Below are 26,532 nucleotides of genomic sequence, written 5' to 3' on the forward strand. Positions count from 1 at the left end.
ATCGTTTTTTGAATAAAAAGGTATTTTTATAGCGAAAAAGACCCTTTACTTTCTCTTTAAATTCCAGCATATTTATACATATAATATTTTTGTAATTTAATAGACATATTGGAAAAATAAACACGAAACATTTACATAATTAGGGGGATTTATTAATGAAAAAAAGGCAGCTCGCTTTATCTCTAGGCGCCATTGTTGGCGGGACATTCTTATATCAAGCTTCAGCTGAAGCATCTGCTTCAACTGTTCAAGTGAAAGCTGGAGATACACTTTGGTCGTTATCTACTAAATATCATACAACGATAGAAGCTTTAAAAAGCGTAAATAAGTTATCTTCAAATACAATTCGCATAGGACAAACGTTATCGATTCCTTCTGCTTCAACCTCTCAACCATCTAATAAGGAAGAAAAGCCTTCAGCTCCTGCTACTGGTTCAACCTATAAAGTTCAAAGCGGCGATACCCTTTGGAAAGTGGCTACTCGTTTTAATATGAGCGTAGAAGAATTAAAACGTTTGAACACTCTTTCTTCCAACATCATTTATATTAACCAAACGTTAAAAGTAAATGGAAGCAACAGCGCATCGACTCCAACTACGAGTAAACCAGCAGAAACTCCTTCTAAGGATGCAAACGGAACTTACAAAGTTCAGCGTGGAGATAGCCTGTCTAAAATAGCTTCGGCATTTCACATGAGCGTGAGCGAATTAAAACAAATAAATGGATTAACGTCTAATACGATTTATGTAAATCAACAATTAAAGGTATCAAAAAGCGCTCAAACAACTACGCCAACAACAAAACCAAGTACATCAACACCTTCAACTTCTAGCGGAACATTAAATGTATCGCAAATGATTTCAGATGCAAAACGTTATATGGGTGTTCCTTACAAATGGGGTGGCACAACTCCTTCTGGTTTCGACTGCAGCGGATTCATTTATTACGTAATGAAACAACAAATTTCTACAACGCGCTATACGACGGCTGGTTATTGGAGTGTATCAACACCCGTAAGTAATCCACAGCCTGGTGACCTAGTATTTTTTAATACATATTCTAGCGGCCCTACACATATGGGCATTTACCTTGGTAATCGTCAATTTATTCATGCTGGATCTTCTACCGGTGTAACCATTGCAAGCTTAGATAACAGCTACTGGAGCAAGCGCTACTTGGGTGCAAAAAGGTTTGCTAAATAACTGATAGAAGCTGAGACAAGAGTATGTTAGCTGAAGGAAGATCCGAATGAGTTTGATTCTTGATGGAGAATCAAACTCGTTCGGATCTTTTCATTAAAAAAACCGTTAAATAATTTAACGGCTGAAATAGAGGAATAATTCGGGGATAGTGAATACTTTAATTTTCTCTCTTGAGAATATAGAAAGAGCCTTGCTCTTAAGGAGGATCTATCTTCTATTATGATAGATAAGGGGAATTAAAACCTTAGCTGAACTAATCACCCCCTTTCATACTAGATCACTTTCTTCTTCTTGTTGATTTGAACCAAATGAAGAAGAATCAGATGGCTTTCCACTTAAAAATTTAACCGCATCAGCCACAACGTCGGTCATATATACTCGTTGCTGAAGATTATTTTCAAATGTGCGCGTTTGTACACGCCCTACCACGCCTACAACCGCTCCTTTATCACAGTAAGCAGCTGTATTTTCTGCATTTTTTCTCCACAGAGTAATGTTGACAAAATCAGCATCATATTCACCTTCAACATTTCGAAACGTTCGATTAATTGCTAACGTAATAGTAGATACGGCAATCCCTTCATGGGTATATCGAAGCTCCGGCTTTTTTGTCAGTCTTCCTACAAGAACAATATGGTTAATCATAGTCTACCACTCCAACTGATTGAATAATGGGAATCTTTAAGCTCATTCATGTTATAATATGGATAACCTACTATTTACGTAAAGGAGGAAACATCAATGAAAACATTTAAACTTGTGTCATTTCAATTGGTTGATAATCAAGAAAAGCGTCAGTCTGTCTCACTAACTAATGGCCTTATTATTAATAAAGAAGACGGCGAAAATAACTGGATTTTAGAAGCAGTTATCGATAAGAAATGGTACGATGAATTTCATGTTTTGTTGAAAGATAAACAAAAAGTGACGGTAGAAGCTAAAATTACGAAAGAAACAAATGATCCAGCTACCTTTATAGCTACCGTGGCTTCCATTACTTCAATTGGTGAAAATCGTATTAGTTTGTTGATGAAAGGTGTTTTAAAAGAACGGAGACTTCATTATGCTGAAATGCTCTTAGAGGATTTAATTAACCAAGGGTTATCAGGTCAAGATTTACTTCAACAGTTCAAACTGCAGCTTCGAAACAGACCGGTAAAAAGTACATCTAAAAAATAAGTCAAGTCATCTCAAGGTGTCTGGATTTAAAAGAGAGGATTATTGTTTGAGGTCTTTTTCGTTGGTCCATGAGAAGGGTAAAGAAAAGAGAACTCACTGGAGAGGTACCTTTCTTTTTTTCCTAAAAATAAATGTGCATGACTAGAACGTTTGAAGCGATTATCTCTTATGCGAGCACCTTGCCTTTTCAAATAAAAATTTGTCATTTTTTCACTCCTTTTTCTTTGTAATTCGTATATTAATGCATTTTTCCCCGTTATTCAACCATTTTTTTCAATATACCGAACAAAAAATAGGATTTTTTTACTATAAAAACCTCTATTTTTGTTCTTTTTTTTATATCCATGCAGAAAAATGAATCTTTTTAGAGAAAAAAAAGAAATAAAAACAGGTTTTATTCCCTCTATTGCAGAAAGTAAAGTGTATATGTTTCATATTGTGCAAATTAAGCATGTTACAAAGAACATGAACTACATTCGAACAATAAGACATATACTTATCTTTACGAAATCAGGTGATGCATATGAAAGATTTTGGAGAAAGAATTAAACATTTCAGACTAAAAGGAGGATTTTCACAAGAAGAATTAGCAAATCAGTTGAATGTTTCTCGTACAACTATTTCAAAATGGGAATGTTCGAAACAAACGCCTTCCATTTTTGATTTTCTATCTCTATGTAATTGTTTTCAAATTACGCTCGACCAACTTATTGAGCCTTCCTCTTATAAACAAGATTATTTACATGACTTCCAACTTCTTTACTTAACAAGAAAACGTGAATCGGATTCACAGGAAAATACCATTTTAACCCTCATAGATAAACAGCCCTTATTAAAACATGTGCTCTTACAATTTTCATCTCTGTCACCAACTCTTCAAAAAGAGTTGCTAACGGATATTATACCTTTATTAAAGAAACTTTTTTCTGCTTTGCAGCGCCAATAAAAAAAGCTGCATCAGCAGCTCTTATGTACTATTCTTTTTTATCGCCTAAAGCAAACATAATATCTGTTTCGCAGACTAACTCTCCATCTACAGTTGCGATACCTTTTCCTTTGCCAATAGATCCACGCGCACGTACAATTTCAACCTCTAAACGCAGTTGATCACCAGGTCTTACTTGCTTTTTAAAACGGCAGTTGTCAATGCCTGCAAAAAATGCTAAACGTCCTTGATTTTCCTCTTTTTTTAGCATAGCTACTGCTCCTACCTGAGCCAAAGCTTCTACAATTAAAACCCCTGGCATCACAGGATAGTCAGGGAAATGCCCGTTAAAAAATTCTTCATTGGCAGATACGTTTTTTAAACCAACTGCTTTTTTTCCCTCTTCCACTTCTAAAATACGATCGACCAATAAAAATGGATATCGGTGTGGAATAATTTCTTTAATTTGTTCAATATCAAGCATAAATAAGTCTCCTTTCAAACCGCATGTAACATACGATACTATTATCAATATACAGAATGCTCAATTGAGAAGCAACTACTTGCTTAAGCTCTGATTCCATTCACCAAGCCCATCATTTGGTCTGCAATTGAAATAGAGCGGGAATTAAACTGATACGCACGTTGGGCAATGGACATATCAGTGAGTTCTTTGCTCAAATCTACATTTGACTGTTCCAATTTCCCTTGATCTACGCCTGCTGTTTCTCGAGCTTTTCCAGTCAGATCTGTAAACATATTCGGTTGGTTCATCCCAGCTGGAAAGGCAAATAGATTTTCTCCTTTAGCTTCTAGCTCCTGCGGCTTTTGAACATTTGTTAACCCAAGGGTAAACTGGTCAACGCCCGTATTCGTAGTAACCGTTATCGTTCCACTTCCATCAATCTGTATATCTTTAAATGCGTTACTGAAAATAATAGCTTGACCATTTTCCCCCAGCACATCCTGGCCAGAACCGTTTACTAATTTAACATTGTTGGGGCCTTCAGGGCTAAGGTGAAATGAACCATCTCGCGTATATTGTACAGGCTGTTCGGAATCGTTTACGGCAACTTGAAAATAAACGTTTGGATTTGATGCAGCTACATCTAATGGTTTGTCTGTATTTTCAAAAGCACCTTGCGTCATATTTAAGCGTGTTTGGTCTAGATAAGCTCCTGAACCTTGTCGAATTCCAGACGGTGTAAGCCGCTTTTCTGTTCCCTGGTCTACTTGATTATTTACTTGTTGATACAGCATATCGTTAAATGAAGCGTCTCTCGATTTATATCCTGTCGTATTTGTATTAGATAAATTGTGACTGATGACATCAAGCTGCTGCTGTAGCTGCCCCATTGTATTAGCCGCTGTTATCATTGTACGGTTCATTTTCATCATCTCCCCTGTTGCTTTTAGCGCACACGTCCAATTTCATTTGCCGCTTTATCCATGCTTCTATCGTAAGCTTGCATTATTTTTTGATTTGCTTCAAAAGCTCTGTAAGCTGTTAGTAAATCCGTCATACTTTGAGCAGCATCTACATTGGAACGTTCAACAAATCCTTGCTTTAACTGATAAGAAATGCCTGGATTATTTCTTGCTGAAGGCAAGGGCTGATTGTTCAACGTTTCATACAATCCATTCCCTGCCTTTTTAATCGTTTGTAAATCACTAGAATAAGCAATACCGATTTGTGCAATCTGCTGATTATTTTCCGTTACGTTACCCTGTGAATCAACTGTAAAGTTTTCACTTTTCAGTTGAATTGGCTGATTATTTGTATTTAATACATAAGCTCCCGTAGACGTAGTTAAAAACCCTTCTTGATCTAATGTAAAATTACTGTTTCTTGTATATTGAGGCGTATTATTAGGGCTTTGTACCACAAAAAATAGGCCGCCCTCTTTTGTAGGCATATTTTGCTCCATCAATGCAATATCAGTTGATTGAGACGTTTGCTGAAGATCACCTTGTGTAAAATTTGGAACTGTTTCTTGCATATACACACCCGTATTAATTGTACCTATGTCTTTTTTGTTCTGAACAGAGATGTTACGGTCAGTGGGTAAATCTTCAGATTCCATTCGCTGCAGTAACATATCAGGAAATGCCTTTAACGTACCTTGATCTGCTTTAAATCCTGGCGTATTAGCATTTGCTATGTTATTCGTTAATAAGTCAGTTTGACGCTGCTGAGACAGCATACCCGCTGCTGCCGTGTAAAACCCTTTAAACATAATTCATCCTCCTTACAAGTAAACGTTGTTCGTTATAGCCGGCTGACAGAGTATAATAAATAAAAGAAGAGACTCCTCTGTATGAAACGAGCCAATAGAGGAGTCTTCATTTATTTAAACAATATTGCGACGAGATAGTTTATCAATATTATCAAGCATAATACCTGTTCCAACAGCTACACAACCCATTGGATTTTCTGCAATTAGCACAGGCACCTTTAATTCTTCCGCTAACAGCTGATCCATACCGTGAAGCAATGCTCCACCGCCAGTTAAAATAACGCCTCTGTCTATAATATCGGCAGAAAGTTCGGGAGGTGTACGCTCTAATACACTTTTCGAAGCTTGTACAATGACGCTGACAGACTCTCTAAGTGCCTCCTCTACTTCCTCAGAATAAACAGTAACCGTACGAGGTAAGCCTGAAACCATGTCTCGCCCTCGAATGTCCAGCTCTTCATTACGAGCTTTAGGAAACACTGTGCCAATTTTCACTTTAATTTCTTCTGCTGTACGCTCTCCAATTAAGAGCTTATATTTTTGCTTAATGTACTGCAAAATTTCCGCATCAAAACGATCACCAGCCATCTTAATAGAAGCTGCTGTTACAATATCGCCCATTGAAAGGACAGCCACATCGGTTGTACCTCCACCAATATCTACGACCATGTTTCCGCTCGGCTGAAAGATATCCATTCCAGCGCCAATAGCCGCGACTTTTGGTTCTTCTTCCAAATAAATGGTTTTTCCACCGCTTTTTTCAGCAGCTTCGCGAATTGCTTTTTGTTCAACAGAGGTAATATTTGTTGGACAACAAATTAAAATACGAGGCTTGGATAAAAAACCTTTTACATTTAATTTATTAATAAAGTGTTTGAGCATAGACTCGGTAATTTCGAAGTCAGCGATAACGCCATCTTTTAATGGACGAATGGCAATAATATTACTGGGCGTTCTTCCTACCATACGTCTCGCTTCTTCCCCTACTGCTAGCACTCTATTTGTATTTTTATCAATCGCCACAACAGACGGTTCATTTAACACAATTCCTTTGCCTTTAACGTGAATTAAGACGTTAGCTGTACCTAAATCGATACCAATGTCTTTTGCTAACATACCTTAAATCCTCCTTCTATTTACATATCTTTGCATGATAACCATTCTTTTTTCCTAATTTACTATTTTATCACAATTTGTATATGTATGTTGTTATTAGCAAAAATATTTATTATATACCTATTTTATCCAAAAATTAAAATGCCCTATACTACCTCTATAAAAAAGGCAATATCGGGCATTCTTTTACTTTACAGTTTCTTCTTCTTTTTTGTACTTTAATTTTGTTGCTTCTCCTCCACGCAAATGCCGAATAGATTTATGGTAATCAAGAATTTCTTTTACTTCATTTGCTAACTCAGGATTTATTTCTGGTAGACGCTCTGTTAAATCTTTATGGACAGTACTTTTCGAAACTCCAAATTCTTTCGCAATTACACGAACTGTTTTCTTTGTTTCTACAATATACTTTCCAATCTTGATAGTTCTCTCTTTGATGTAATCGTGCACACTACTCGCCCTCCCCAAATTGGATATGAGAAGTATCCAAGGGAATGTATATATTATCCCTTTTCTAACATTCTCTTTATAGGTTTGTAACAGTTTATTAGCTTGTGTGCAGATATATGCTAGAAAAGTCAGTAAGGACAAGTGATTTCTTATATTTTTTTGAAAATTTAGTGTTTTTTATTTACTTTTTTAACATAATGCATCTCATTTTAGAAAAATTCATAAAAAAAGAAGCTCGGTTTTATCCAGCTTCTTTTCGTATTTATGGTCTTGCTTTATGCATTTGGTTTAGACGTATCTGTTGAAGGTTGTTTTGAATCTTTATCTTCTTTAGTCTTTTCATCAGATGATTTTTCGCTATCCTTTGATTCTTCAGAAGAAGAGTCGTCTTTTGGTTCTGTCACTTCAGCTGCTTTGACTTCTTTGATAGAACTAACCGATTTTCCAAAATAACTGCTTGGATTAATTGCTACACCATCTTTACGAACTTCAAAGTGCACATGTGTTTTTGCTTCTTGATTATATAAGCTTTTTCCAGCTTTTGCGATCGTTTGGCCTTGTTTAACAATATCTCCTACTTCTACATCAGCTTTCTCAAGAGATTGATACTGTGTTACTAAACCATCTTTGTGATCAATTTCTACTACATAACCTAGTAAAGGATCTTTTGTTGCTTTTGTTACTGTACCGCTAGCTGCTGCTACAACATCAAATGATTTATCTCCCTTAACAGCTAAATCAACACCTGTGTTTGGATGATACGTATTGTTGTAGAAAACTAGTGCTTCTTCTTGTTGTTTTTCAGATGCTTGATCGTCGTAGAAAGGCTTTTTCACGATAGCTGATGCTTCACTAGCAACTGGCATTTTTAAATTTTCAAGCGAAGCATTTACCTCTACAGCGTCGTCTCGATAAGCCGTACCGTCTTGGCTATAGCCGCTTTTGTCTTCTTTGCTAATATCATTTCCATTAGCTTGAAACCAAAGGACTGCTGTAAGAATAATTGCTGCACTCGCTAAATAGATAGCCGGGAACACCCAACGCTTTCTAACTAATTTTTGAACTTTCGATTTTGGAGAAGTACGTTTCTTTTCTTCCTCTCTCATATATCATCACCTCAGCAATCAGTCTGAACACAATTGAATGAATATATACACAGCGATAAAAAATTTTTTCGATTATTTTTCAACAGATGAATCTAAAATATACATTTTATTCAAAAAAAGTGAAAAACATAAAAAAGACCCTGCTATAAGGGTCGTTGAATTAGCGTTTAGCTGTCAATTGTGCAACAAACTGATCGTTAGGAGTAATCGCAACACCTGTATAATAATGAGTAACAATATCTTTATACGTTTTTCCTTCCAGTGCCATACCATTTGCTCCGTACTGACTCATCCCAATACCATGTCCATATCCTTTTGTATTGATGATAATTTCATTCCCTTTTTTTGTCCAATGAAAGTCGGCTGACGATAAATCCAGTTTTTCCCGAACATCTTTTCCCGACAGTTCTTTACCGTTTATCTTTACGTAATCTACGCGCTGCCCCGGCGTTCTAGAGACGATTTCACCTACTGATCCACTGTTTGTTAATTTCACTCCAAGCCTCTGTTCAAAGCTAGCAACAGACATTACTTTCTGATTTGTAAATTCAGGAGACTTTTTATCCCATGGACTAGCTACACTTTTTAGATAAGGAATGGAATTCTTCCAATACGCTTCTGAATTTTCAGTGTAACCATTGCTGGTAGAAAAGAACGTAGCATTAATTGGCTTATTTTTATACGTAAGAATTTGACCTTGGGTGTCCTTCACTGCTTCTTGAATTTTTTTGATTTTCCAATCATAGTCTTTGTTCCATCGGCTTCTTAGCTCATCTTTATTTAAATATACTTGGTACTCTACGGTATCAGTCACATCCGCTCCTTGGGGAAGATGACTATTTCCATTCATCATAGTTTGCACAATATAGGTTCTGGCTGCCAAACTTTGAGCCTTAAGTGCTTCAAGTTCAAAAGTAGCAGGCATTTCAGCTGCTACTACCCCTACAAGATAGTCTTCGAGCGGCAGTTTTTCTACTTTTTTCGTTTCCGTACGATAAACACTGACATCAAGAGGAGACGCTGTCACTTTTTGTAGTTTTTCGGTTTTTGGGGTCTGTTTGACATTTTCATGTAGCTTTCCATCTGTCTTTTCAGTAAAAGGAACAACGAGAAGTGTTGGGATGAGTAACACAACGAAAAAAAAGATGACTCCTAGTACGACGATTGGCTTTGCTTGTTTCATGAACGCCTAGCCTCCATATCTATTATTTTGACAAGGAACACCTATATCCCTATATTCCATATGTATGGAGGTGGACAACCTTTTATGACAGCAAACCGGCCATAAGGGTCGTCCAACGACAAAAAAAGCATCTCGCTATGAGATGCTTTTTTATGACATATTTACTTGACGTCTGAAGCCTGTTGAGTTTGTTCTACCTGCTTTGTTTCGTCATTTACACGTTCAATATCAGCGCCTAAAGCGGCTAATTTATTGTGGAAATTTACATAACCACGATCAAGGTGTTTTAATTCCGTTACACGCGTATAACCGTCTGCTACAAGTCCTGCTAATGTTAACGCTGCTGCTGCACGAAGATCTGTTGCTGCTACTTCAGCGCCTTGTAGTTGAGAAGGTCCGTTAATAATAACAGAGCGTCCTTCAATTTTAATATCAGCGTTCATGCGGCGAAACTCTTCTACGTGCATAAAGCGGTTTTCAAAAACTGTTTCTGTAATCATACTTGTGCCTTCTGCTGCTAATAATAATGCCATCATTTGAGATTGCATATCCGTAGGGAACCCTGGATGAGGCATTGTTTTAATATCTACTGATTTTAGCTTTTCAGGTCCTACAACACGTAAGCCGTCGCCTTCTTCAGTAATTTCAACACCCATTTCTTCCATTTTAGCAACAAGTGAACTGATGTGCTCTGCTACTGCACCGCGTACAAGTACGTTTCCACCTGTAATAGCTGCTGCTACCATGAATGTTCCAGCTTCGATACGATCTGGAATAATTGCATGTTCTGCACCATATAATTTATTAACACCTTCAATACGGATCGTACCAGTTCCTGCACCGCGAACTTTAGCGCCCATTGCGTTTAAGAAGTTTGCTAAGTCGACAATTTCAGGTTCTTTTGCTACGTTTTCCATAATTGTAGTGCCTTCCGCTAATGCTGCTGCCATCATAATATTTTCTGTGGCACCTACACTTGGGAAGTCTAAATAAATTTTAGCACCTTTTAGTCTTCCTTCAACTTTTGCATCAATAAAACCATTTCCTACTTGAACTTTAGCACCCATTGCTTCAAAGCCTTTAAGGTGCTGATCAATCGGTCTTGATCCAATCGCACATCCACCAGGTAAAGCTACACGAGCCTCACCCATACGCGCTAATAAAGGACCCATTACAAGTACTGAAGCGCGCATTTTTCTTACATATTCAAAAGGTGCATCTGTTTTTAACTCTCTTGATGCATCTACAACTACACGATTTGTTTCAAAATCTACTTCTGCATTCAGATGTCTTAAAACTTCGCCAATCGTAAATACATCGGAGAGAGCTGGTACATCATTTAGAATTGTTTTTCCTTCACTAGCTAATAAGGTTGCAGTGATAATAGGTAAAACGGCGTTTTTTGCTCCTTCAACTTTAACTGTACCGCTTAATCTATTTCCACCGCGGACGATGATTTTTTCCAAGGTATTCCCCTCCGCGTCCATTTTCTCTATATTAATATTCAGACGTAATGATAGGTGTGCCAACAACTATGGTTGTTTGACCGCCCATTCTTGTCTTGCGTAATGCAATTTGTAAGTTCATTTCCTGCTTTTTCGTTTGAAGAGCTTCTTTCCACAGTCCAGTATATGCTGAAACAGAGGTAAATGACTCTTCCACTAGAGATTCCACTGGTTTAGCATTGAAAGCTCGTAATAGGTCTTGAATTTCAACAGACAAAACACTTTCCATCTTATCATTGATTTCCCCTGTTGCACAAGAGAAAATTATGGGTTCTGACAGGAAAATTTTTTCATAATTTGTCTGAAATACATTTTGAAAATGGGTCATATTTTTTTCTTTTAAACCTTGTCCCGTTACATGATACGATATGTACGCATTGCTGTGTTCATCGATCGCATAAGTTAACAGAATGACTTCGTTCACATCTTCACTTTTGCGTGTACCTATTGCTTTCCATAGGTCTCTTTCCCTCTTCACTTCCCATTTAAAACCTCTAAAATTACTTTTAATACTTTCAGCTTGCGAATAAAAGGTTTTTTGGTCAGTAACAGCTTTTACTTCTTCTCTTGCATACAACGATACTTCAGTTAACGAAACATGCTGCTTATTTAAGGTGTGAACAATCTTCTCAATAGTAGTTTCATTGTTTTGGGCATTGCTCACATAACTTCCATGATATACGAATAAGCCAGTAATGAAAATAGCCAAAAAGACACTAATTTTTTTAAACATTTCGCCACTCCCTCTCCGTACTCATCAGTCTTTCCAGAAGGCGATGATACATACATGAAAAGGGTCGTCATATTTAGACATAGCGACATACATTAGCGTATAAATTCGTATATCTTCAACGAATGAACGTCTATTTTATCATAGACTCATAGCCTGCCAATCATTGAAAAAATGAGGGAATGCGCTGTGACCAAAATAAATAATCCAAAAAGAAATTACTTACTGTTGATGAAATAGTAATGGTCAATAAAATAAGCATTAATTTTGCTTGAAACACATGATTAGGTTTCATCAGCTTTTCAATTTGAAAGCCTTGCAAAGCATACCAAGTAATCACAATAAAAATCAAATGTGAAATCATGGTTAGTAACGTTTGCTGCTCAATTCCTCCAAACAATAAAAGCACTCCTTTTAAACACCATATGAAAAGAAGAGACGATCATCGTCTCTTCTTTTCATATTAAAGCACACTTATGCAAATTCGTAAACGGTAACATGAAAAACATTTATTTTATTCCCTATTTTAAGATCCTTTTCCATTATTAAGAAAAATAAAGAAGACGGATACGCTTAGTTAAATAGAATATATAATCATAGACGAATGCTATTTGCTCTTCCTCTTTTATATAATAGAGCAAAAAAGCCCTCTCATTCGTTTGAGAGGGCTTTTTTTAGAACTTACGTTGACTAATATCTAAACGATTGACTGCCCGTTTTAAGGCAATTTCAGCACGCTTAACATCAACGTCGTCTTGTTTGCTATCAAGGCGCATTTCAGCGCGCTTTTTCGCTTCTTCTGCACGAGCTACGTCAATCGCTTCAGCTGTTTCAGCAGCCTGTGCAAGAATTGTTACTTTGTCAGGTCTTACTTCAAGAAATCCTCCGCTAACAGCCACAAGTTCTGTACTGCTTGCTTTCTTCAAGCGGACGGCTCCAATTTGTAAAGGAGCAACCATCGGAATATGTCCATGTAAAATACCAAGCTCACCGCTCTGTGCTCGGGTACTTACCATTTCCACTTCTGATTCGTAAACTGGGCCATCAGGAGTCACTACACTGACATGGATTGTCTTCATTTAAAAAACCTCCTATGTCCCTTAAATTAAACTTCTACTCCCATACGTTTCGCATTTTCAATAACTTCTTCAATGCGACCAACTAAACGGAACGCATCTTCAGGTAAATGATCGTATTTACCTTCCAAGATCTCTTTAAATCCTTTAACAGTTTCTTTTACAGGAACATAAGAACCTTTTTGACCTGTAAATTGTTCTGCTACGTGGAAGTTTTGAGACAAGAAGAATTGAACGCGACGAGCACGTTGTACAACAAGTTTATCTTCATCAGATAACTCATCCATACCTAGGATTGCAATGATATCTTGTAACTCTTTATAACGCTGTAACGTTTGTTGAACTTGACGCGCAATTGCATAGTGCTCTTCTCCAACAATTTCAGGAGATAAAGCGCGAGATGTAGATGCTAATGGATCTACCGCAGGGTAAATACCCATCTCTGATAATTTACGCTCTAAGTTTGTTGTTGCATCTAAGTGAGCAAATGTTGTCGCTGGAGCTGGATCCGTATAGTCATCGGCTGGTACGTAAATCGCTTGAATCGATGTTACAGAACCTACGCTTGTTGACGTGATACGCTCTTGAAGCTGACCCATTTCTGTCGCTAATGTTGGCTGATAACCTACTGCTGATGGCATACGGCCAAGTAATGCTGATACTTCTGAACCCGCTTGTGTGAAACGGAAGATATTATCGATAAAGAATAATACGTCTTGACCTTGTTCGTCACGGAAGTATTCTGCCATTGTTAATCCTGTTAATGCAACACGCTGACGTGCACCAGGCGGCTCATTCATTTGTCCAAATACCATAGCCGTCTTCTTAATAACACCAGAGTCTGTCATTTCATGGTATAAGTCATTACCTTCACGCGTACGCTCACCTACACCAGCGAATACCGAAATACCGCCGTGCTCTTGAGCAATGTTATTGATTAACTCTTGAATTAATACTGTTTTACCTACACCGGCACCACCGAATAGACCGATTTTTCCACCTTTAATGTAAGGAGCTAATAAGTCTACTACTTTAATACCTGTTTCAAGAATTTCAGCTTGTGTAGATAGATTTTCGAACTTTGGTGCTTGACGGTGGATCGGATCACGACGTGCACCTGCATCGATTGGGGCGTCTAAGTCGATTTTTTCACCTAATACGTTAAATACACGACCTAACGTAACGTCACCAACTGGTACTGAGATTGCTGCACCTGTATCTTCTACTTCTAATCCACGAACTAAGCCGTCAGTGGATGACATTGCTACTGTACGAACTGTGTTATCACCTAAGTGAATCGCAACTTCTAATGTTAATTCGATTGCAACTTCACTTGCACTGCTCGGTTTATGTGAAATTTTAAGGGCGTTATAAATTGCCGGAAGGTGTCCGTTGTCAAACTTTACGTCTACAACTGGACCCATGATTTGAGTAACGCGTCCTTTTGTCATCGTGTTCCCTCCTAACTTGCTTTTCCATTAAACTTTCTATTCTAACGCTGCCGCTCCGCCAACAATTTCCGTAATTTCCTGGGTAATTGCCGCTTGACGTGCACGGTTATATGACAATGTAAGATTATTGATAAGATCTTTTGCATTGTCTGTTGCACTTTTCATCGCTGTCATACGAGCAGCATGCTCACTTGCTTTTCCATCAAGCAGGCCGCCGTAAATTAAACTCTCTGCATACTGAGGAAGTAATACTTCTAAAATCTCTTCTTGTGATGGTTCAAATTCATAACCAACAAGTTTACCAGAAGGTTGAAGATCTGTTAGAGGCAATAGCTTCTTCTCCGTCACTTCTTGTGAAATCGTATTGATAAAGTGATTGTAGTATAAGTAAAGTTCATCAAACGTACCGTCCGCAAACATTTGAACTGTTTGTGAAGCAATTCCTTGAATGTCAGCAAAAGCTGGCTGATCTGCTAAGCCTGTGATTTCAAGCAAAACCGGAATACCGCGTTTTACGAAGAAATCTCTCCCTACTCGTCCAATTGCAATCACACCGTATTCATCAGGTGATTGATGGCGTTCTTCAATAGCTTGAGATACTTTTCGCAAAATATTACTGTTATATGCTCCTGCTAGACCGCGATCTGAAGTGATTACGATATAACCAGTCTTCTTCACGCTGCGCGCAGTTAACATTGGATGTGAAGCGCCTCTGCTGCCTAGGGCTACACTTGAGACTACCTCTTGAATTTTTTCCATATATGGAACAAACGATTTTGCATTTTGTTCCGCTCTATTCAGCTTTGCAGCTGAAACCATTTCCATTGCTTTCGTAATCTGGCTCGTTTTTTTCGTCGATGTGATTCGAGTTTGTATATCACGTAATGATGCCAAAGGTTTCACCACCTTGTTTTAGAAGATCACGTGGTATGAAAGGTGAACAAATGTTCACCTTCACCTTATTGAAAGATTGTCTTAACATACCATGCTGACAATATATTATTCAGATGCAATAAATGTTTTCTTGAATTCTTCAAGTGCTGATTCGAATACGCCAGCTTCAGGAAGGCCACCAGTTGTACGGATTGATTCAAGTACTTCTTTACGGTTTGATTCTAACCATGTTAAGTACTCGTCTTCAAAGCGTGTAATATCTGATACTGGAACATCATCTAAGAAGCCTTTTGTTAATGCGTAAAGCACAGCTACTTGTTTTTCTACGCGAAGCGGTTTGTGTAAACCTTGTTTTAAGATTTCAACTGTACGCGCTCCTCGATTTAATTTTGCTTGAGTTGCTTGGTCAAGATCAGAACCGAACTGAGCAAACGATTCAAGCTCACGATAAGATGCAAGGTCTAGACGCAGTGTACCTGCTACTTTTTTCATCGCTTTAATTTGTGCAGATCCCCCTACACGTGATACAGAAAGACCAGCATTAATCGCAGGACGTACGCCTGAGAAGAATAGATCTGACTGTAAGAAAATTTGTCCGTCTGTAATCGAAATTACGTTCGTTGGGATATAAGCAGATACGTCTCCTGCTTGCGTTTCAATAAATGGAAGAGCTGTTAATGAACCTCCACCTTTTGCGTCCGATAACTTTGCCGCACGCTCTAATAAACGAGAGTGCAGATAGAATACATCCCCTGGGTACGCTTCACGACCTGGAGGACGGCGTAATAGTAATGAAAGTTCACGATAAGCTGATGCTTGTTTTGTTAAGTCATCGTAAATAACAAGTACGTGCTTACCGTTATACATAAACTCTTCACCCATTGTTACTCCAGCGTATGGTGCTAAGAATAATAGTGGAGCTGGTTGTGAAGCTGATGCTGTTACAACGATTGTGTAATCTAGAGCACCGTGTTTACGTAATGTCTCTACTACGTTACGAACTGTTGATTCTTTTTGGCCAATCGCTACATAGATACATACCATATCTTGATCTTTTTGGTTTAAGATTGTATCGATTGCTACCGATGTTTTACCCGTTTGACGGTCACCGATAATTAACTCACGCTGTCCACGGCCGATCGGCACAAGTGCGTCAATCGCCTTGATACCTGTTTGAAGCGGCTCATGTACTGATTTACGATCCATAACGCCAGGTGCAGCACCTTCAATTGGACGTGTTTTTGTTGTTTCTACCGGGCCTAAGCCGTCTACTGGCTGACCTAATGAGTTAACAACACGACCGATTAACTGCTCTCCTACTGGAACTTCCATGATGCGTCCTGTACGGCGAACTTCGTCACCTTCACGAATTTCTGTATATGGTCCTAAAATAATGATACCTACATTGTTTTCTTCTAAGTTTTGTGCCATTCCCATGACACCATTTGAAAATTCAACCAGTTCTCCAGCCATGACATTGTCGAGGCCATGAGCACGTGCGATACCATCCCCAACTTGGATAACAGTACCTACATCACTCACTTTAATCTCAGACTGATAGTTTTCAATTTGCTGCTTGATCAGCGCACTAATTTCTTCAGCTTTGATGCTCATGAATTTCACCCCTATCTACGATCTGTGTGCAAGAAGTCCTCGGTGGATCGTTTCTAATTTGCTGCTAATGCTGCCATCATAGATACGATTACCAATGCGAAGCTTCACGCCGCCGATTAGGCTTTTATCTACTACATTTGAAATATTTAACGTATGTTTTCCAACTTTTGAAGCAAATGATTGCGAGATTGCTCGTTTCTCATCTGCGCTTAAAGGTTTGACAGAATAAACAGTTGCGTCTGCCACGCCACGTACTTCGTTCGCTAGGAAACGATACTCTTGCACCATTTGGCTAACAATTTGAATGCGGTGACGCTCTAATAATAGAAGAACCGTATGTTGAACAGTTGGTGAAAGTTCAGCAAATGCCTCACTTACAAACTGTTTTTTTCGCTCAATTGTAATTTTTGGATGAGTTAATACATCCATTAATTCAGGTGTTTTAGCAAACACCTCTTCAACGATTTGTAGCTGGTCTTGCATTTCATCGATCATCTGTTTTTCTGTTGCTAATTGAAAAAGAGCTAGTGCATAGCGCTTGGCTACAGCTGGTTGACTCATCGTACATCCCCTACTTCTTGGATATATTCATGAATTAACTTCTCTTGATCTTGTTCAGAAAGTTCTTTTTCAATAACTTTCGACGCAATTAAAACAGATAATGAAGCAACTTGCTCACGTAACGCAGCAACTGCTTGATCTTTTTGCTGTTCGATTTCTTGTTTTGCTGCAGCTTTTAGACGCTCAGACTCTTCGCGTGCTGCCGCAATGATTTCTTCTTTTTTATCTTCTGCAGACTTTCTAGCGTTTTCCATCATTACTTGCACTTCTTGACGAGATTGCTTTAAGATTTCACGCTGCTCTTCAACAAGCTTCTTCGCTTCCTCATTTTGCTTTTCTGCTTCATCAATCTCACCGGCAATATGCTCTTCACGTTTTTTCATGATTCCCATTACAGGACCAAACGCGAATTTTTGAAGTAACGCAAGTAGGATAAGGAACATCACTAATTGGAAAAGAATATCTCCACCATTAATGCCTGCTGCTCCTAACACAAACATGTTCGACACGGCCATGTTCACTCCCTTCAGAGACTCCACATATATAATTTACTTCTTAAAGACATAAAGTAATGGCGAAGGTTCTTTTGAATGATCTTCGCCACATGTAACACATTATTATTTACCTTGTACCATGAATGCAATAACTACGGCGATAATTGGAAGCGCCTCAACTAAGGCAACCCCAACGAACATCATTGAAGTTAATGTACCACGTGCTTCTGGTTGGCGAGCTGTGCCTTCAATCGTCTTAGAAACGATAAGACCGTTACCAATACCAGCACCTAGTGCCGCTAAACCAATCGCAATTGCAGATGCTATTAAACCCATTTTATAAAGTCCTCCCTTAATATATATGATTTTGTTTAACTAAGTTTTGTTTTGTCCAAATTGGGTATTACTTGAACAAAGCTTTATAAATTAATGGTCGCTACTCACTTTGTGAGATAAATAAACCATCGTTAACATTGTGAAAATGAAGGCCTGAATTGCGCCTACAAAAATACTGAATCCTTGCCATAAAAGCATTGGGATAGCAGCTCCAATTGTACCTAGGAAGCCTGTTGTTGCTAAACCAGCTAGCAAGCTTAACAAAATTTCCCCAGCATAAATATTACCGTAAAGACGAAGGCCAAGCGTTAACGTATTGGCAAACTCCTCGATAATCTTAAGCGGGAATAAAAATGCCATTGGCTTGAAGTAATCTTTCGTGTATGCAGAGAAACCTCGCATTTTAATACCATAATAATGTGATAGTACAACTACCATAACGGCTAACGTCAGCGTAATTGCTGGATCAGCGGTTGGCGATTTCCACCATAAGTTATGGTCAATCACGATGGCGAATGGAAGACCCAACATATTTGACACAAAAATGTACATAAGTAAAGTTACACCTAGCGTCAAAAAGCGGCCACCTGTTTTCCAATCCATATTGCTATTAACGAGTCCTTTAACAAAATCTAAGACCCATTCAATAAAGTTTTGTGCACCGCTTGGCTTCATAGCAAGAGTACGAGTACATAAAACTGCAATTAAGAATACAATAACAGAAGCTACGGTAACCATAAGCAAGTTACTTTGACTAAAAGTAAGGCCTAGAAACTCTATAGTTGGTGATTCATGACCCAACTGTGTTCACCTCTCTTTCTATCTTCTACGCATATTTTGAACAACTAAATCTATGATAATGACAACATAATACGTCATTAATCCCACAACTACACTAATAATATGAAAGGTTTTTGGATAAGAGATGGTAATCACAACTGCGAGAGCAGCTGTTGCAAATCTTACAACAGTCCCAATTGAACGGGGCTTTTTCCCCTCATCCAACGCCTGTCCAAACTGCTCAAACTTTCTTACTAAGTTCCACAAATTATACAAACTCAGGGCGGTTCCTAAAATTAAACCTGCAAAAACAGCCTTATAACTTGTAAATCCCCAGCCGAGAACGTATAATGCTAACAAATACAATATGTATGAACGAAGTCTTGGAAAAACGTGCTGCAAATCCTGCATGAATTATTAATCTCCTGAAAAAAAATGGTGGACTGTGCGCAGCATCATAAAAACACCTGCTGCTAGCCCTAAAAGAAGGCCTAAAATCAAAAATAGTGGTTCGGTGTCAAGCCATTGATCAGCCCATCTTCCAGAGAATAAGCCAATTAAGACTGAACCTGCTAACTGTGATAGAATGATTGACACTAATGCCATCGCTTGCAAAGGATGACGGTTGCGATCTTTCATAAGCTCATACCCCTTTTGCAAAATTTTCTTTTTTCCGAATTCTCTATCGTTTTCATAGCTCAATATATGATAGAAAGGCAAAAAAAATTGCTAAAAAAGGTAAAAACAGCTAATAAAATACGCAGAAATATCAACGGTTTTCACAGGTTGAAAACCTTATCATTTATATTCCCTGTAAGCATACAATAGCGTATATTTAATGTCAATGTGTTTAAGCTAAAAACTTCACAATCTCTTCTTATTGTTCACATTTCTGCCACACATAAAACCTCTTCAAATGAAAACATTTAAAGAGGTTCATTCAATCGTTATTGTACTGTGTACAACCTGCTCTTGTCTATGCTTTTTCACAAATGCAAATATTTGGTACACTCCTGGTACAAGCGATTCATCAATCGTTATTTTTCGTTTTCTCATGCCTCTTTCTACATCCACGTCAACATCTAAATACGATACAAACTGTAAAGACTGCTTATCAAAAAGAGCGACGCCTAACTGATCTGCTCCTTCAGGCAAAAACAGTTCATAGCTATACGTATTTTTCTCTTTTTCCGCTGCTACTTGCAATCCCATGACACGAGGATAATCTGGAATGCTAATCATGTACATATAGGGAAGCGAAAATGTTTCACGTGAATCATTTATTTCCAAATATCCGTCATATATACCTTTATTTTTATAACGGGGCTGCACCGATAAAGTGACAGCTATCTCTTTTGTCTGACGGGGTGGCACCGTGACGGGTAATGGAACATCCCAGTTCACTCCTTCATCCCTTTTTGGAACGTTTAAGCGATACGTTTTTGCTTTATCAGACTGGTTATCAATTTTAAAAGATAAAACTTTCTTTGATGGACGCGTAAAAATACCAAAAGATAAAGAAGATGGATAAAACAAAGATTCTGCTGTGACGGCTTTTGCTATTTGAATTCTTCCCGCTCCTTGTTCATATACGCGATACGTTTGACCGTTTAGCTGCTGCATTACTTTACTGGTGTTCATCAATGAAGCTTTGACTTGTTCAGGAGACCAGTTCGGGTGAGCTTGTAAAATCAGCGCACACGCTCCAGCTACATGGGGCGCAGCCATACTTGTGCCATGCATGCGTTCATATCCTCCAGGAACTGTACTATTAATGAAGTAACCTGGTGCGACGACGTCTGGTTTGATTCCCCAAGTAGTCGTTACAGGCCCTCTTGAACTGAAAGATGTGAGCAAGTCTTGCACCACTTGCTGGCCAGTGCGTAAGTACGGTTGTTGAGACTGAATGTGTTGGGTAATGGTGTCACCGCTTTTTTTACTTACCCATATCACGGGAATATTTACTGACTCTTTTAGTTTACTGACTATGCTTTTTTCTGTCGGGCTATATAAAATAACCGCTTTTGCTCCCGCCTGTTCAGCTTGTTTAATCTTTTGTTGAACCGCATTTCCTTCTGCTTTTAGCAAAATGACGTTACCCGACGCATGCTTTTGCTCTTTGGAATCTTCTTCATTTATTACACGCAGCGTTTGATTAAACGTCCATGGACGAGACCCTTCTACTGGCGCCATCATAATTTTTTCTTTGTTAAATCCAATTGTTAGAAATTGAACTGTTGTCGGAGAAACAGAAGCGCCAACGGAAATAGCTTTTCCCGCTGTACCCGGAGAGCCCACCGTCCATAAACCTGGACCTGAATTGCCGCTAGATGTAACCGTTACAATTCCTTTTTCAACAGCTCGATCTAACGCTAAGCTTGTTGGTAAATCAGGGCCATTCACATCATTTCCTAATGATAAATTAATAATATCTACATCATCTTGAATTGCTTTTTCAATAGCTAGAATAACACTTTCAGACGTTCCAGCTCCTCCAGGTCCAAGAGCTCGGTATGCATAGATTTCCGCTTGGGGTGCTACGCCTGTAATATTCCCATTCGCTGCAATAATACCAGCTACATGAGTACCGTGCAGAGTCGGTTCTCCTTGCTCACGAGTGGTTTCCATCGGCTCATAATCTTCATCTATTACATCGTAACCCCCTCTGTAGGTTTGTTTTAAATCAGGATGAGAATAATCAACCCCCGTATCGATAACGCCTACTTTGATCCCTTTTCCTGTTAAGCGCTGATTGTGAGTATCAAACAAGCCTCTTACCTGTTCTGAGCCAATGAACGTTACGCTATTTTCTTCTGTAACCTGATAGTTTTTAATAGAATGTGAACTAATAATAGATGGATTCTGAGATAGTTTTTCCAAATCCGAGATGGAGCCGTTTAATGAAAGTCCTGTAAACACCGTGTGAAATTCGCTCTTAATCTTTATATTAGGATAATTTTTTTGTAGCTGACTTTTAAATTTCGTGAATTTTTCTTTTTTAATCATCACAATGATTGATTTTTCCTGATGATTCATTTCTTGCTTTATAGAAGGAAATGTCGGATTGAGCGACATTTGCCCTCCCCCACTTCCCAATATAAAGCTAATCATTAACCATTTAATCCACATAAAAAAACACCTCTCACACTATCGTGTCTCAAAGAGACGCTTTTCATGTGAAAGGTGTTTAGAAATCTTACGAAAGCGGATTAAAAGCTTCCGGTCTGTTTTCACGGCGGTTGAAATAGTAGCTAATAGCATCACAAATGCGTTTAGAAGCTAAGCCGTCTCCGTAAGGATTCGATGCTTGTGACATTTGCTTATATACGTCTTCATCTATTAACAGCTCTTTTGCTAGCATATAAATCGTTTCTTCTTCCGTGCCTGCTAGTTTGAGCGTTCCTGCTTCAATTCCTTCCGGGCGCTCTGTTGTATCGCGAAGTACCAATACAGGTACGCCTAATGAAGGAGCTTCTTCTTGAACACCGCCCGAATCTGTCAAAATAATATGAGCGCGCTCAGCGAAGTTATGGAAGTCAATTACATCTAACGGTTCAATTAAATGAATGCGCGGGTCATTTCCTAAGATATCGTTTGCTGTTTCTCTAACTACTGGATTCAAATGAACAGGATACACAACTTGCACATCTTCATGTTCATCTACAATACGCTTAACAGCACGGAACATATTTTTCATTGGTTCGCCTAAATTTTCGCGGCGATGTGCCGTTAACAAAATAAGACGATCATCTCCCAATTTCGTTAACACTTCATGCTCATATGTCTCTTTTACTGTTGTTTTTAACGCATCGATAGCTGTATTTCCAGTCACAAAGATTTGCTCTTCTTTTTTGTTCTCTGCTTGCAAATTAGCTGCAGACTTATCTGTTGGAGCAAAGTGCAAATCAGCGAGAACACCTGTAAGCTGACGGTTCATTTCTTCCGGGTATGGAGAATATTTATTCCATGTGCGCAAACCTGCTTCAACATGCCCGACCTGAATCTGATTATAAAAAGCTGCTAGCCCAGCAATAAACGTCGTAGTTGTATCACCGTGTACAAGTACCATGTCCGGCTTTACTTTTTTCATTACGTCGTCCAAGCCTTGTAATCCTCTGGTCGTTACGTCCATAAGGGTTTGGCGATCCTTCATAATGTTCAGGTCATAGTCAGGCTGAATGTCAAAGATGCTCAATACTTGGTCTAACATTTCACGGTGCTGAGCCGTTACTGTAACAATTGCTTCGAACTCTTCTGATCGCTTTTTAAGCTCTAATACTAGAGGAGCCATTTTAATTGCTTCTGGTCTTGTCCCGAATATCGTCATTACTTTAATTGGCTGCTTCATGTTCATCACCCAAATCTACAAATTATTTTGTACCGAATAAACGATCCCCTGCATCACCTAAACCTGGAACAATATATCCATGGTCATTTAATTTTTCATCTAATGCTGCAATGTAAATATCTACGTCAGGGTGTGCTTCTTTTACAATTTCCACGCCTTCAGGAGCAGCAATTAAACACATAAATTTAATGTTTTTAGCACCTCTTTTTTTCAGAGAGTTGATTGCTTCTACAGCTGACCCTCCTGTTGCAAGCATAGGATCTACTACAATAAAGTCACGCTCTTCTACATCATTAGGTAGCTTTACATAATATTCAACAGGCTGTAATGTTTCTGGATCACGATATAAGCCAACGTGTCCAACTTTAGCAGCTGGCATTAGTTTTAAAAATCCATCTACCATGCCGATACCAGCACGAAGAATTGGAACGATACCAAGCTTTTTCCCTGCAATAACTTTTGACTTTGTTTTGCAAACCGGTGTTTCAATTTCAACATCTTCTAGCGGTAAATCACGTGTTGCTTCAAAAGCCATTAAGCTTGCCACTTCATCAACTAATTCACGAAACTCTTTCGTTCCCGTTTTTACATCGCGTATGTAAGTTAATTTGTGTTGAATAAGCGGGTGATCAAATACGTATACTTTGCCCATTGATATCTCTCCTTATATATAAAGATGTACACATTAAAATACCATTCAACGAATTGAATGGTACGTACTAGTAAAAACATATCTCTTGCTAATTAAATTTATACATTGCATTCATTTTACAGAAAAAAGTTTTTGAGTTCAAGCATTATTCAAAAAATGATTGGATTGCTACCACTTTCTCCATAAAAAAACAGGCACAAAGGCCTGTCTCTCTTAAAGTGATTTATACATTTCAAACTTGCTTGTTAAAGCTTCAACGCGTGTTTTAGCTTCAGCTAACTTTTCTTCATCTTCAATATTTTTAAGCGTTAATCCGATGATAGAAGCAATTTCATCCATCTCTTCTAAGCCAAATCCGCGAGTTGTAACCGCAGCTGTACCAATACGGATACCGCTTGTTACAAATGGGCTTTGCTCATCATAAGGAATTGTATTTTTGTTTGTTGTAATACCTACATCATCAAGCGCTTTTTCAGCTACTTTACCTGTCAAATTCATTGAGCTTACGTCGATTAACACAAGGTGATTGTCTGTTCCTTCAGATACAAGAGCAAATCCTTCTTTCTTTAATCCTTCTGCTAAACGATTAGCATTGTCGATGATATTTTGAGCATAGTGCTTAAACTCATCTTGTAATGCTTCACCAAATGCTACTGCTTTTGCAGCGATAACGTGCATCAATGGACCACCTTGAATACCAGGGAAGATCGACTTATCAATCTTTTTCGCAAATTCTTCTTTACATAAAATCATACCGCCGCGTGGTCCGCGTAGTGTTTTATGTGTTGTAGTTGTAACGAAATGAGCATGTGGCACAGGATTTTGATGAAGTCCTGCAGCTACTAGACCAGCAATATGAGCCATGTCTACCATTAAATAAGCGCCTACTTCATCAGCGATTTCACGGAAACGCTTGAAGTCGATTGCGCGTGGATATGCGCTTGCACCAGCCACAATTAATTTTGGTTTATGTGTACGAGCTTTTTCTAATACGTCATCGTAGTTAATGCGATGTGTTTCGCGATCTACACCATATTCGATGAAATTGTACTGAACACCACTAAAGTTAACAGGACTTCCGTGCGTTAAGTGACCGCCGTGCGATAAATTCATACCAAGTACTGTGTCTCCAGCCTCTAAAACAGTGAAGTATACAGCCATGTTTGCTTGTGCACCTGAGTGAGGTTGAACGTTCACGTGCTCTGCTCCGAAAATTTCTTTTGCACGATCACGAGCTAAGTCTTCTACTACATCCACGTGTTCACAACCACCGTAGTAACGTTTAGCTGGATAGCCTTCAGCATATTTATTTGTTAAAACTGAACCTTGTGCTTCCATTACCGCTGTTGTTACAAAGTTTTCTGAAGCAATTAGCTCAATCTTAGTACGTTGTCTTTGTAATTCATCCTTGATCGCATTATAAACTGCTGGATCTTGTTGCATTAGTTGTTTCTCCATCAAAATCCTCTCCTCGTTTCGTATTCGCAATGTTCGTTATTTGTTAATTCAACTACATTGTAACATGATTTATTTAGAATAAAAAAGAAAAAATGTGTATTATTTTAATATATTTAATTACGAAAGTTCGTAAAACGCTCTCATTCCACCGATTAGTTTTGGACGCGTCTTTGCTAAAGTAACATGAGCGTGTCCAACTGCGTTCAACGTACAACGAACGGGTACTGCGACATGCTTTAAATGCATACCAATGAATGTATCTCCAATATCAATCCCAGCATCAGCTTTAATAAACTCTACTAAAACAGGATCTTTAAGCTGGCCATAGGCCTGTGTAGCCATTGCTCCACCTGCTTTATGAATAGGAACAACACTAACGATTTCTAAGCGTTCTTTACGAGCTAATTCTCTTTCTACTACCAGTGCTCGATTAAGATGTTCACAGCATTGAAATGCTAAGTGGACACCCGTTTTTTTTCGAAAATCTGCTAGTGTATCAAAGATCATTTCTGCAACTTCCATTGCGCCTGCGGTTCCTATTTTTTCACCAATTACCTCGCTTGTACTGCATCCAATGACAAGTGTATGTTCTGAAGATAACTGCACTTGTGCTGAAAAATCAGATAAAACTGTTTCCAACTGCTCTTTCCATTTCGTAAGTTCAGACACGTTTTTCTTCCTTTCTTCCATTGAATACGTTCACATTATGCCGTTACTGTTGCATCACTTTGCTGCTCATACTGTTTAATTTTATTCACGCGATTTTCATGTCGCCCGCCTTCAAATTCTGTCGTTAACCAAATTTTCGCAATTTCACGTGCAAGTCCCGGCCCAATGACGCGTTCACCCATTGCTAAAATGTTGCTATCATTATGTTCTCTTGTGGCTTTTGCACTAAACGTATCATGCACTAGAGCGCAGCGAATTCCCTTTACTTTATTAGCTGCTATGCTCATACCAATGCCTGTTCCGCAAATAAGAATGCCTCGACTTACTTCTTGGCTCGCCACTTTTTGAGCAACGGGAAGTGCATAATCCGGATAATCGACAGATGCTGAGCATTCACACCCTAAATCCACATATTCAATATTTAATTCTTCCATTAAAGAGATAATTTCCTGTCGTAAATTTATACCGCCGTGGTCAGATGCAATAGCTACTTTCATCTTTGTTTCCTCCTCATACATACCTTCATCTTCTATTAATTTTTGTTCAGTTTAAGTCTGCAAAAATTT

At 38.5% G+C, this 26,532-nt stretch carries 30 protein-coding genes; 3 read left to right on the forward strand and 27 right to left on the reverse strand.

Going from position 1 to position 26,532, the window contains the following annotated elements; genetic code table 11:
• Positions 1–155: 155 nt before the first annotated feature.
• Positions 156–1,202, forward strand: coding sequence for a C40 family peptidase (locus tag NST66_RS24965; protein ID WP_028411998.1), 1,047 nt, complete (start codon positions 156–158; stop codon positions 1,200–1,202).
• A gap of 267 nt (positions 1,203–1,469) precedes the next feature.
• Here NST66_RS24965 and ssb read toward each other — a convergent pair whose 3' ends face one another.
• Positions 1,470–1,847 (reverse strand): single-stranded DNA-binding protein, encoded by a 378-nt coding sequence (ssb, locus tag NST66_RS24970; protein WP_340843727.1) that lies wholly within the window; start codon positions 1,845–1,847, stop codon positions 1,470–1,472.
• A gap of 96 nt (positions 1,848–1,943) precedes the next feature.
• Between ssb and NST66_RS24975 the strand changes: the two genes are divergently transcribed.
• Both NST66_RS24975 and NST66_RS24980 read left to right on the forward strand, forming a co-directional pair.
• Positions 1,944–2,381: a YwpF-like family protein gene (locus NST66_RS24975; RefSeq protein ID WP_048021732.1), complete on the forward strand. Its 438-nt coding sequence runs from the start codon at positions 1,944–1,946 to the stop codon at positions 2,379–2,381.
• A gap of 523 nt (positions 2,382–2,904) precedes the next feature.
• Complete coding sequence (locus NST66_RS24980) at positions 2,905–3,327, forward strand: helix-turn-helix domain-containing protein (RefSeq protein WP_028411995.1); 423 nt, start codon at positions 2,905–2,907, stop codon at positions 3,325–3,327.
• Positions 3,328–3,355: 28 nt separating this feature from the next.
• Here the strand turns inward: NST66_RS24980 and fabZ are convergent, their stop codons facing one another.
• The 26 genes from fabZ to rpiB form a co-directional block, all read right to left on the reverse strand.
• Positions 3,356–3,790 (reverse strand): 3-hydroxyacyl-ACP dehydratase FabZ, encoded by a 435-nt coding sequence (fabZ, locus tag NST66_RS24985; protein WP_013059788.1) that lies wholly within the window; start codon positions 3,788–3,790, stop codon positions 3,356–3,358.
• 83 nt (positions 3,791–3,873) lie between these two features.
• Positions 3,874–4,695, reverse strand: coding sequence for a flagellar hook-basal body protein (locus tag NST66_RS24990; protein ID WP_251440684.1), 822 nt, complete (start codon positions 4,693–4,695; stop codon positions 3,874–3,876).
• Positions 4,696–4,718: 23 nt separating this feature from the next.
• The gene (locus NST66_RS24995) at positions 4,719–5,543 is read right to left on the reverse strand and encodes a flagellar hook-basal body protein (RefSeq protein ID WP_228307457.1); all 825 of its coding nucleotides are present in this window, start codon (positions 5,541–5,543) and stop codon (positions 4,719–4,721) included.
• Positions 5,544–5,657: 114 nt separating this feature from the next.
• Entirely contained in the window at positions 5,658–6,659 is a 1,002-nt protein-coding gene (locus NST66_RS25000) for a rod shape-determining protein (RefSeq protein WP_013059791.1), read from the reverse strand.
• A gap of 186 nt (positions 6,660–6,845) precedes the next feature.
• The gene (gene spoIIID / locus NST66_RS25005; protein ID WP_013059792.1) at positions 6,846–7,109 is read right to left on the reverse strand and encodes a sporulation transcriptional regulator SpoIIID; all 264 of its coding nucleotides are present in this window, start codon (positions 7,107–7,109) and stop codon (positions 6,846–6,848) included.
• 275 nt (positions 7,110–7,384) lie between these two features.
• The gene (locus tag NST66_RS25010; RefSeq protein ID WP_028409695.1) at positions 7,385–8,215 is read right to left on the reverse strand and encodes a M23 family metallopeptidase; all 831 of its coding nucleotides are present in this window, start codon (positions 8,213–8,215) and stop codon (positions 7,385–7,387) included.
• Positions 8,216–8,375: 160 nt separating this feature from the next.
• Entirely contained in the window at positions 8,376–9,398 is a 1,023-nt protein-coding gene (gene spoIID / locus NST66_RS25015; RefSeq protein ID WP_028411991.1) for a stage II sporulation protein D, read from the reverse strand.
• A 161-nt stretch (positions 9,399–9,559) separates the two neighbouring features.
• Positions 9,560–10,864 (reverse strand): UDP-N-acetylglucosamine 1-carboxyvinyltransferase, encoded by a 1,305-nt coding sequence (gene murA, locus NST66_RS25020; protein WP_028411990.1) that lies wholly within the window; start codon positions 10,862–10,864, stop codon positions 9,560–9,562.
• Between the two features lie 31 nt (positions 10,865–10,895).
• Positions 10,896–11,636, reverse strand: coding sequence for a YwmB family TATA-box binding protein (locus NST66_RS25025; RefSeq protein WP_028411989.1), 741 nt, complete (start codon positions 11,634–11,636; stop codon positions 10,896–10,898).
• A gap of 160 nt (positions 11,637–11,796) precedes the next feature.
• Positions 11,797–12,033 carry a DUF1146 family protein gene (locus NST66_RS25030; RefSeq protein WP_013059797.1) on the reverse strand — a complete coding sequence of 79 codons (237 nt, stop codon included), beginning with the start codon at positions 12,031–12,033 and terminating at the stop codon, positions 11,797–11,799.
• A gap of 274 nt (positions 12,034–12,307) precedes the next feature.
• On the reverse strand, positions 12,308–12,712 hold the full coding sequence (locus NST66_RS25035) for a F0F1 ATP synthase subunit epsilon (RefSeq protein ID WP_028411988.1): 405 nt from the start codon (positions 12,710–12,712) through the stop codon (positions 12,308–12,310).
• Positions 12,713–12,738: 26 nt separating this feature from the next.
• Positions 12,739–14,160, reverse strand: a complete 1,422-nt coding sequence (atpD, locus tag NST66_RS25040) for a F0F1 ATP synthase subunit beta (RefSeq protein WP_013059799.1) — start codon at positions 14,158–14,160, stop codon at positions 12,739–12,741.
• A 36-nt stretch (positions 14,161–14,196) separates the two neighbouring features.
• Positions 14,197–15,054 carry a F0F1 ATP synthase subunit gamma gene (locus NST66_RS25045; RefSeq protein WP_013059800.1) on the reverse strand — a complete coding sequence of 286 codons (858 nt, stop codon included), beginning with the start codon at positions 15,052–15,054 and terminating at the stop codon, positions 14,197–14,199.
• Between the two features lie 105 nt (positions 15,055–15,159).
• Positions 15,160–16,668: a F0F1 ATP synthase subunit alpha gene (gene atpA, locus NST66_RS25050; protein WP_013085461.1), complete on the reverse strand. Its 1,509-nt coding sequence runs from the start codon at positions 16,666–16,668 to the stop codon at positions 15,160–15,162.
• A 15-nt stretch (positions 16,669–16,683) separates the two neighbouring features.
• Positions 16,684–17,229, reverse strand: coding sequence for a F0F1 ATP synthase subunit delta (locus NST66_RS25055; RefSeq protein WP_028411987.1), 546 nt, complete (start codon positions 17,227–17,229; stop codon positions 16,684–16,686).
• Positions 17,226–17,744, reverse strand: coding sequence for a F0F1 ATP synthase subunit B (locus NST66_RS25060; RefSeq protein WP_013085463.1), 519 nt, complete (start codon positions 17,742–17,744; stop codon positions 17,226–17,228). The genes NST66_RS25055 and NST66_RS25060 overlap by 4 nt, the downstream gene beginning before the upstream one ends.
• Positions 17,745–17,846: 102 nt before the next feature.
• Positions 17,847–18,059 (reverse strand): F0F1 ATP synthase subunit C, encoded by a 213-nt coding sequence (atpE, locus tag NST66_RS25065; protein WP_013059804.1) that lies wholly within the window; start codon positions 18,057–18,059, stop codon positions 17,847–17,849.
• 90 nt (positions 18,060–18,149) lie between these two features.
• Complete coding sequence (gene atpB, locus NST66_RS25070; protein WP_013059805.1) at positions 18,150–18,860, reverse strand: F0F1 ATP synthase subunit A; 711 nt, start codon at positions 18,858–18,860, stop codon at positions 18,150–18,152.
• Positions 18,861–18,878: 18 nt separating this feature from the next.
• Complete coding sequence (locus tag NST66_RS25075; RefSeq protein ID WP_013059806.1) at positions 18,879–19,250, reverse strand: ATP synthase subunit I; 372 nt, start codon at positions 19,248–19,250, stop codon at positions 18,879–18,881.
• A gap of 6 nt (positions 19,251–19,256) precedes the next feature.
• Positions 19,257–19,478, reverse strand: coding sequence for an AtpZ/AtpI family protein (locus NST66_RS25080; RefSeq protein WP_013059807.1), 222 nt, complete (start codon positions 19,476–19,478; stop codon positions 19,257–19,259).
• Between the two features lie 297 nt (positions 19,479–19,775).
• On the reverse strand, positions 19,776–21,968 hold the full coding sequence (locus NST66_RS25085) for a S8 family serine peptidase (RefSeq protein ID WP_340843728.1): 2,193 nt from the start codon (positions 21,966–21,968) through the stop codon (positions 19,776–19,778).
• A gap of 67 nt (positions 21,969–22,035) precedes the next feature.
• Complete coding sequence (gene wecB / locus NST66_RS25090; RefSeq protein WP_340843729.1) at positions 22,036–23,187, reverse strand: non-hydrolyzing UDP-N-acetylglucosamine 2-epimerase; 1,152 nt, start codon at positions 23,185–23,187, stop codon at positions 22,036–22,038.
• A gap of 22 nt (positions 23,188–23,209) precedes the next feature.
• Positions 23,210–23,839: a uracil phosphoribosyltransferase gene (gene upp, locus NST66_RS25095; protein WP_013059810.1), complete on the reverse strand. Its 630-nt coding sequence runs from the start codon at positions 23,837–23,839 to the stop codon at positions 23,210–23,212.
• A gap of 213 nt (positions 23,840–24,052) precedes the next feature.
• Positions 24,053–25,297 (reverse strand): serine hydroxymethyltransferase, encoded by a 1,245-nt coding sequence (gene glyA, locus NST66_RS25100; protein WP_013059811.1) that lies wholly within the window; start codon positions 25,295–25,297, stop codon positions 24,053–24,055.
• Between the two features lie 117 nt (positions 25,298–25,414).
• Positions 25,415–25,966, reverse strand: coding sequence for a TIGR01440 family protein (locus tag NST66_RS25105; protein ID WP_028411982.1), 552 nt, complete (start codon positions 25,964–25,966; stop codon positions 25,415–25,417).
• 35 nt (positions 25,967–26,001) lie between these two features.
• Entirely contained in the window at positions 26,002–26,463 is a 462-nt protein-coding gene (gene rpiB, locus NST66_RS25110; RefSeq protein WP_028411981.1) for a ribose 5-phosphate isomerase B, read from the reverse strand.
• Positions 26,464–26,532 lie beyond the last annotated feature (69 nt).

The organism is Priestia sp. FSL W8-0524, assembly GCF_038005965.1.
GTDB lineage: Bacteria > Bacillota > Bacilli > Bacillales > Bacillaceae_H > Priestia > Priestia zanthoxyli.

Excerpts from the sequence above, each read along its gene's own strand:
- ssb (WP_340843727.1), bottom strand. The coding sequence starts at position 1,847 with ATGATTAACCATATTGTTCTTGTAGGAAGACTGACAAAAAAGCCGGAG.
- NST66_RS24990 (WP_251440684.1), bottom strand. The coding sequence starts at position 4,695 with ATGAACCGTACAATGATAACAGCGGCTAATACAATGGGGCAGCTACAG.
- NST66_RS25080 (WP_013059807.1), bottom strand. The coding sequence starts at position 19,478 with ATGAAAGATCGCAACCGTCATCCTTTGCAAGCGATGGCATTAGTGTCA.
- wecB (WP_340843729.1), bottom strand. The coding sequence starts at position 23,187 with ATGAAGCAGCCAATTAAAGTAATGACGATATTCGGGACAAGACCAGAA.
- NST66_RS24980 (WP_028411995.1), top strand. The coding sequence starts at position 2,905 with ATGAAAGATTTTGGAGAAAGAATTAAACATTTCAGACTAAAAGGAGGA.
- NST66_RS25010 (WP_028409695.1), bottom strand. The coding sequence starts at position 8,215 with ATGAGAGAGGAAGAAAAGAAACGTACTTCTCCAAAATCGAAAGTTCAA.
- NST66_RS25000 (WP_013059791.1), bottom strand. The coding sequence starts at position 6,659 with ATGTTAGCAAAAGACATTGGTATCGATTTAGGTACAGCTAACGTCTTA.
- fabZ (WP_013059788.1), bottom strand. The coding sequence starts at position 3,790 with ATGCTTGATATTGAACAAATTAAAGAAATTATTCCACACCGATATCCA.
- NST66_RS24965 (WP_028411998.1), top strand. The coding sequence starts at position 156 with ATGAAAAAAAGGCAGCTCGCTTTATCTCTAGGCGCCATTGTTGGCGGG.
- spoIID (WP_028411991.1), bottom strand. The coding sequence starts at position 9,398 with ATGAAACAAGCAAAGCCAATCGTCGTACTAGGAGTCATCTTTTTTTTC.
- atpE (WP_013059804.1), bottom strand. The coding sequence starts at position 18,059 with ATGGGTTTAATAGCATCTGCAATTGCGATTGGTTTAGCGGCACTAGGT.
- upp (WP_013059810.1), bottom strand. The coding sequence starts at position 23,839 with ATGGGCAAAGTATACGTATTTGATCACCCGCTTATTCAACACAAATTA.
- NST66_RS25085 (WP_340843728.1), bottom strand. The coding sequence starts at position 21,968 with ATGTGGATTAAATGGTTAATGATTAGCTTTATATTGGGAAGTGGGGGA.
- NST66_RS24975 (WP_048021732.1), top strand. The coding sequence starts at position 1,944 with ATGAAAACATTTAAACTTGTGTCATTTCAATTGGTTGATAATCAAGAA.
- NST66_RS25075 (WP_013059806.1), bottom strand. The coding sequence starts at position 19,250 with ATGCAGGATTTGCAGCACGTTTTTCCAAGACTTCGTTCATACATATTG.
- NST66_RS24995 (WP_228307457.1), bottom strand. The coding sequence starts at position 5,543 with ATGTTTAAAGGGTTTTACACGGCAGCAGCGGGTATGCTGTCTCAGCAG.
- rpiB (WP_028411981.1), bottom strand. The coding sequence starts at position 26,463 with ATGAAAGTAGCTATTGCATCTGACCACGGCGGTATAAATTTACGACAG.
- NST66_RS25035 (WP_028411988.1), bottom strand. The coding sequence starts at position 12,712 with ATGAAGACAATCCATGTCAGTGTAGTGACTCCTGATGGCCCAGTTTAC.
- atpD (WP_013059799.1), bottom strand. The coding sequence starts at position 14,160 with ATGACAAAAGGACGCGTTACTCAAATCATGGGTCCAGTTGTAGACGTA.
- NST66_RS25025 (WP_028411989.1), bottom strand. The coding sequence starts at position 11,636 with ATGTTTAAAAAAATTAGTGTCTTTTTGGCTATTTTCATTACTGGCTTA.
- NST66_RS25055 (WP_028411987.1), bottom strand. The coding sequence starts at position 17,229 with ATGAGTCAACCAGCTGTAGCCAAGCGCTATGCACTAGCTCTTTTTCAA.
- glyA (WP_013059811.1), bottom strand. The coding sequence starts at position 25,297 with ATGGAGAAACAACTAATGCAACAAGATCCAGCAGTTTATAATGCGATC.
- atpA (WP_013085461.1), bottom strand. The coding sequence starts at position 16,668 with ATGAGCATCAAAGCTGAAGAAATTAGTGCGCTGATCAAGCAGCAAATT.
- NST66_RS25060 (WP_013085463.1), bottom strand. The coding sequence starts at position 17,744 with ATGGCCGTGTCGAACATGTTTGTGTTAGGAGCAGCAGGCATTAATGGT.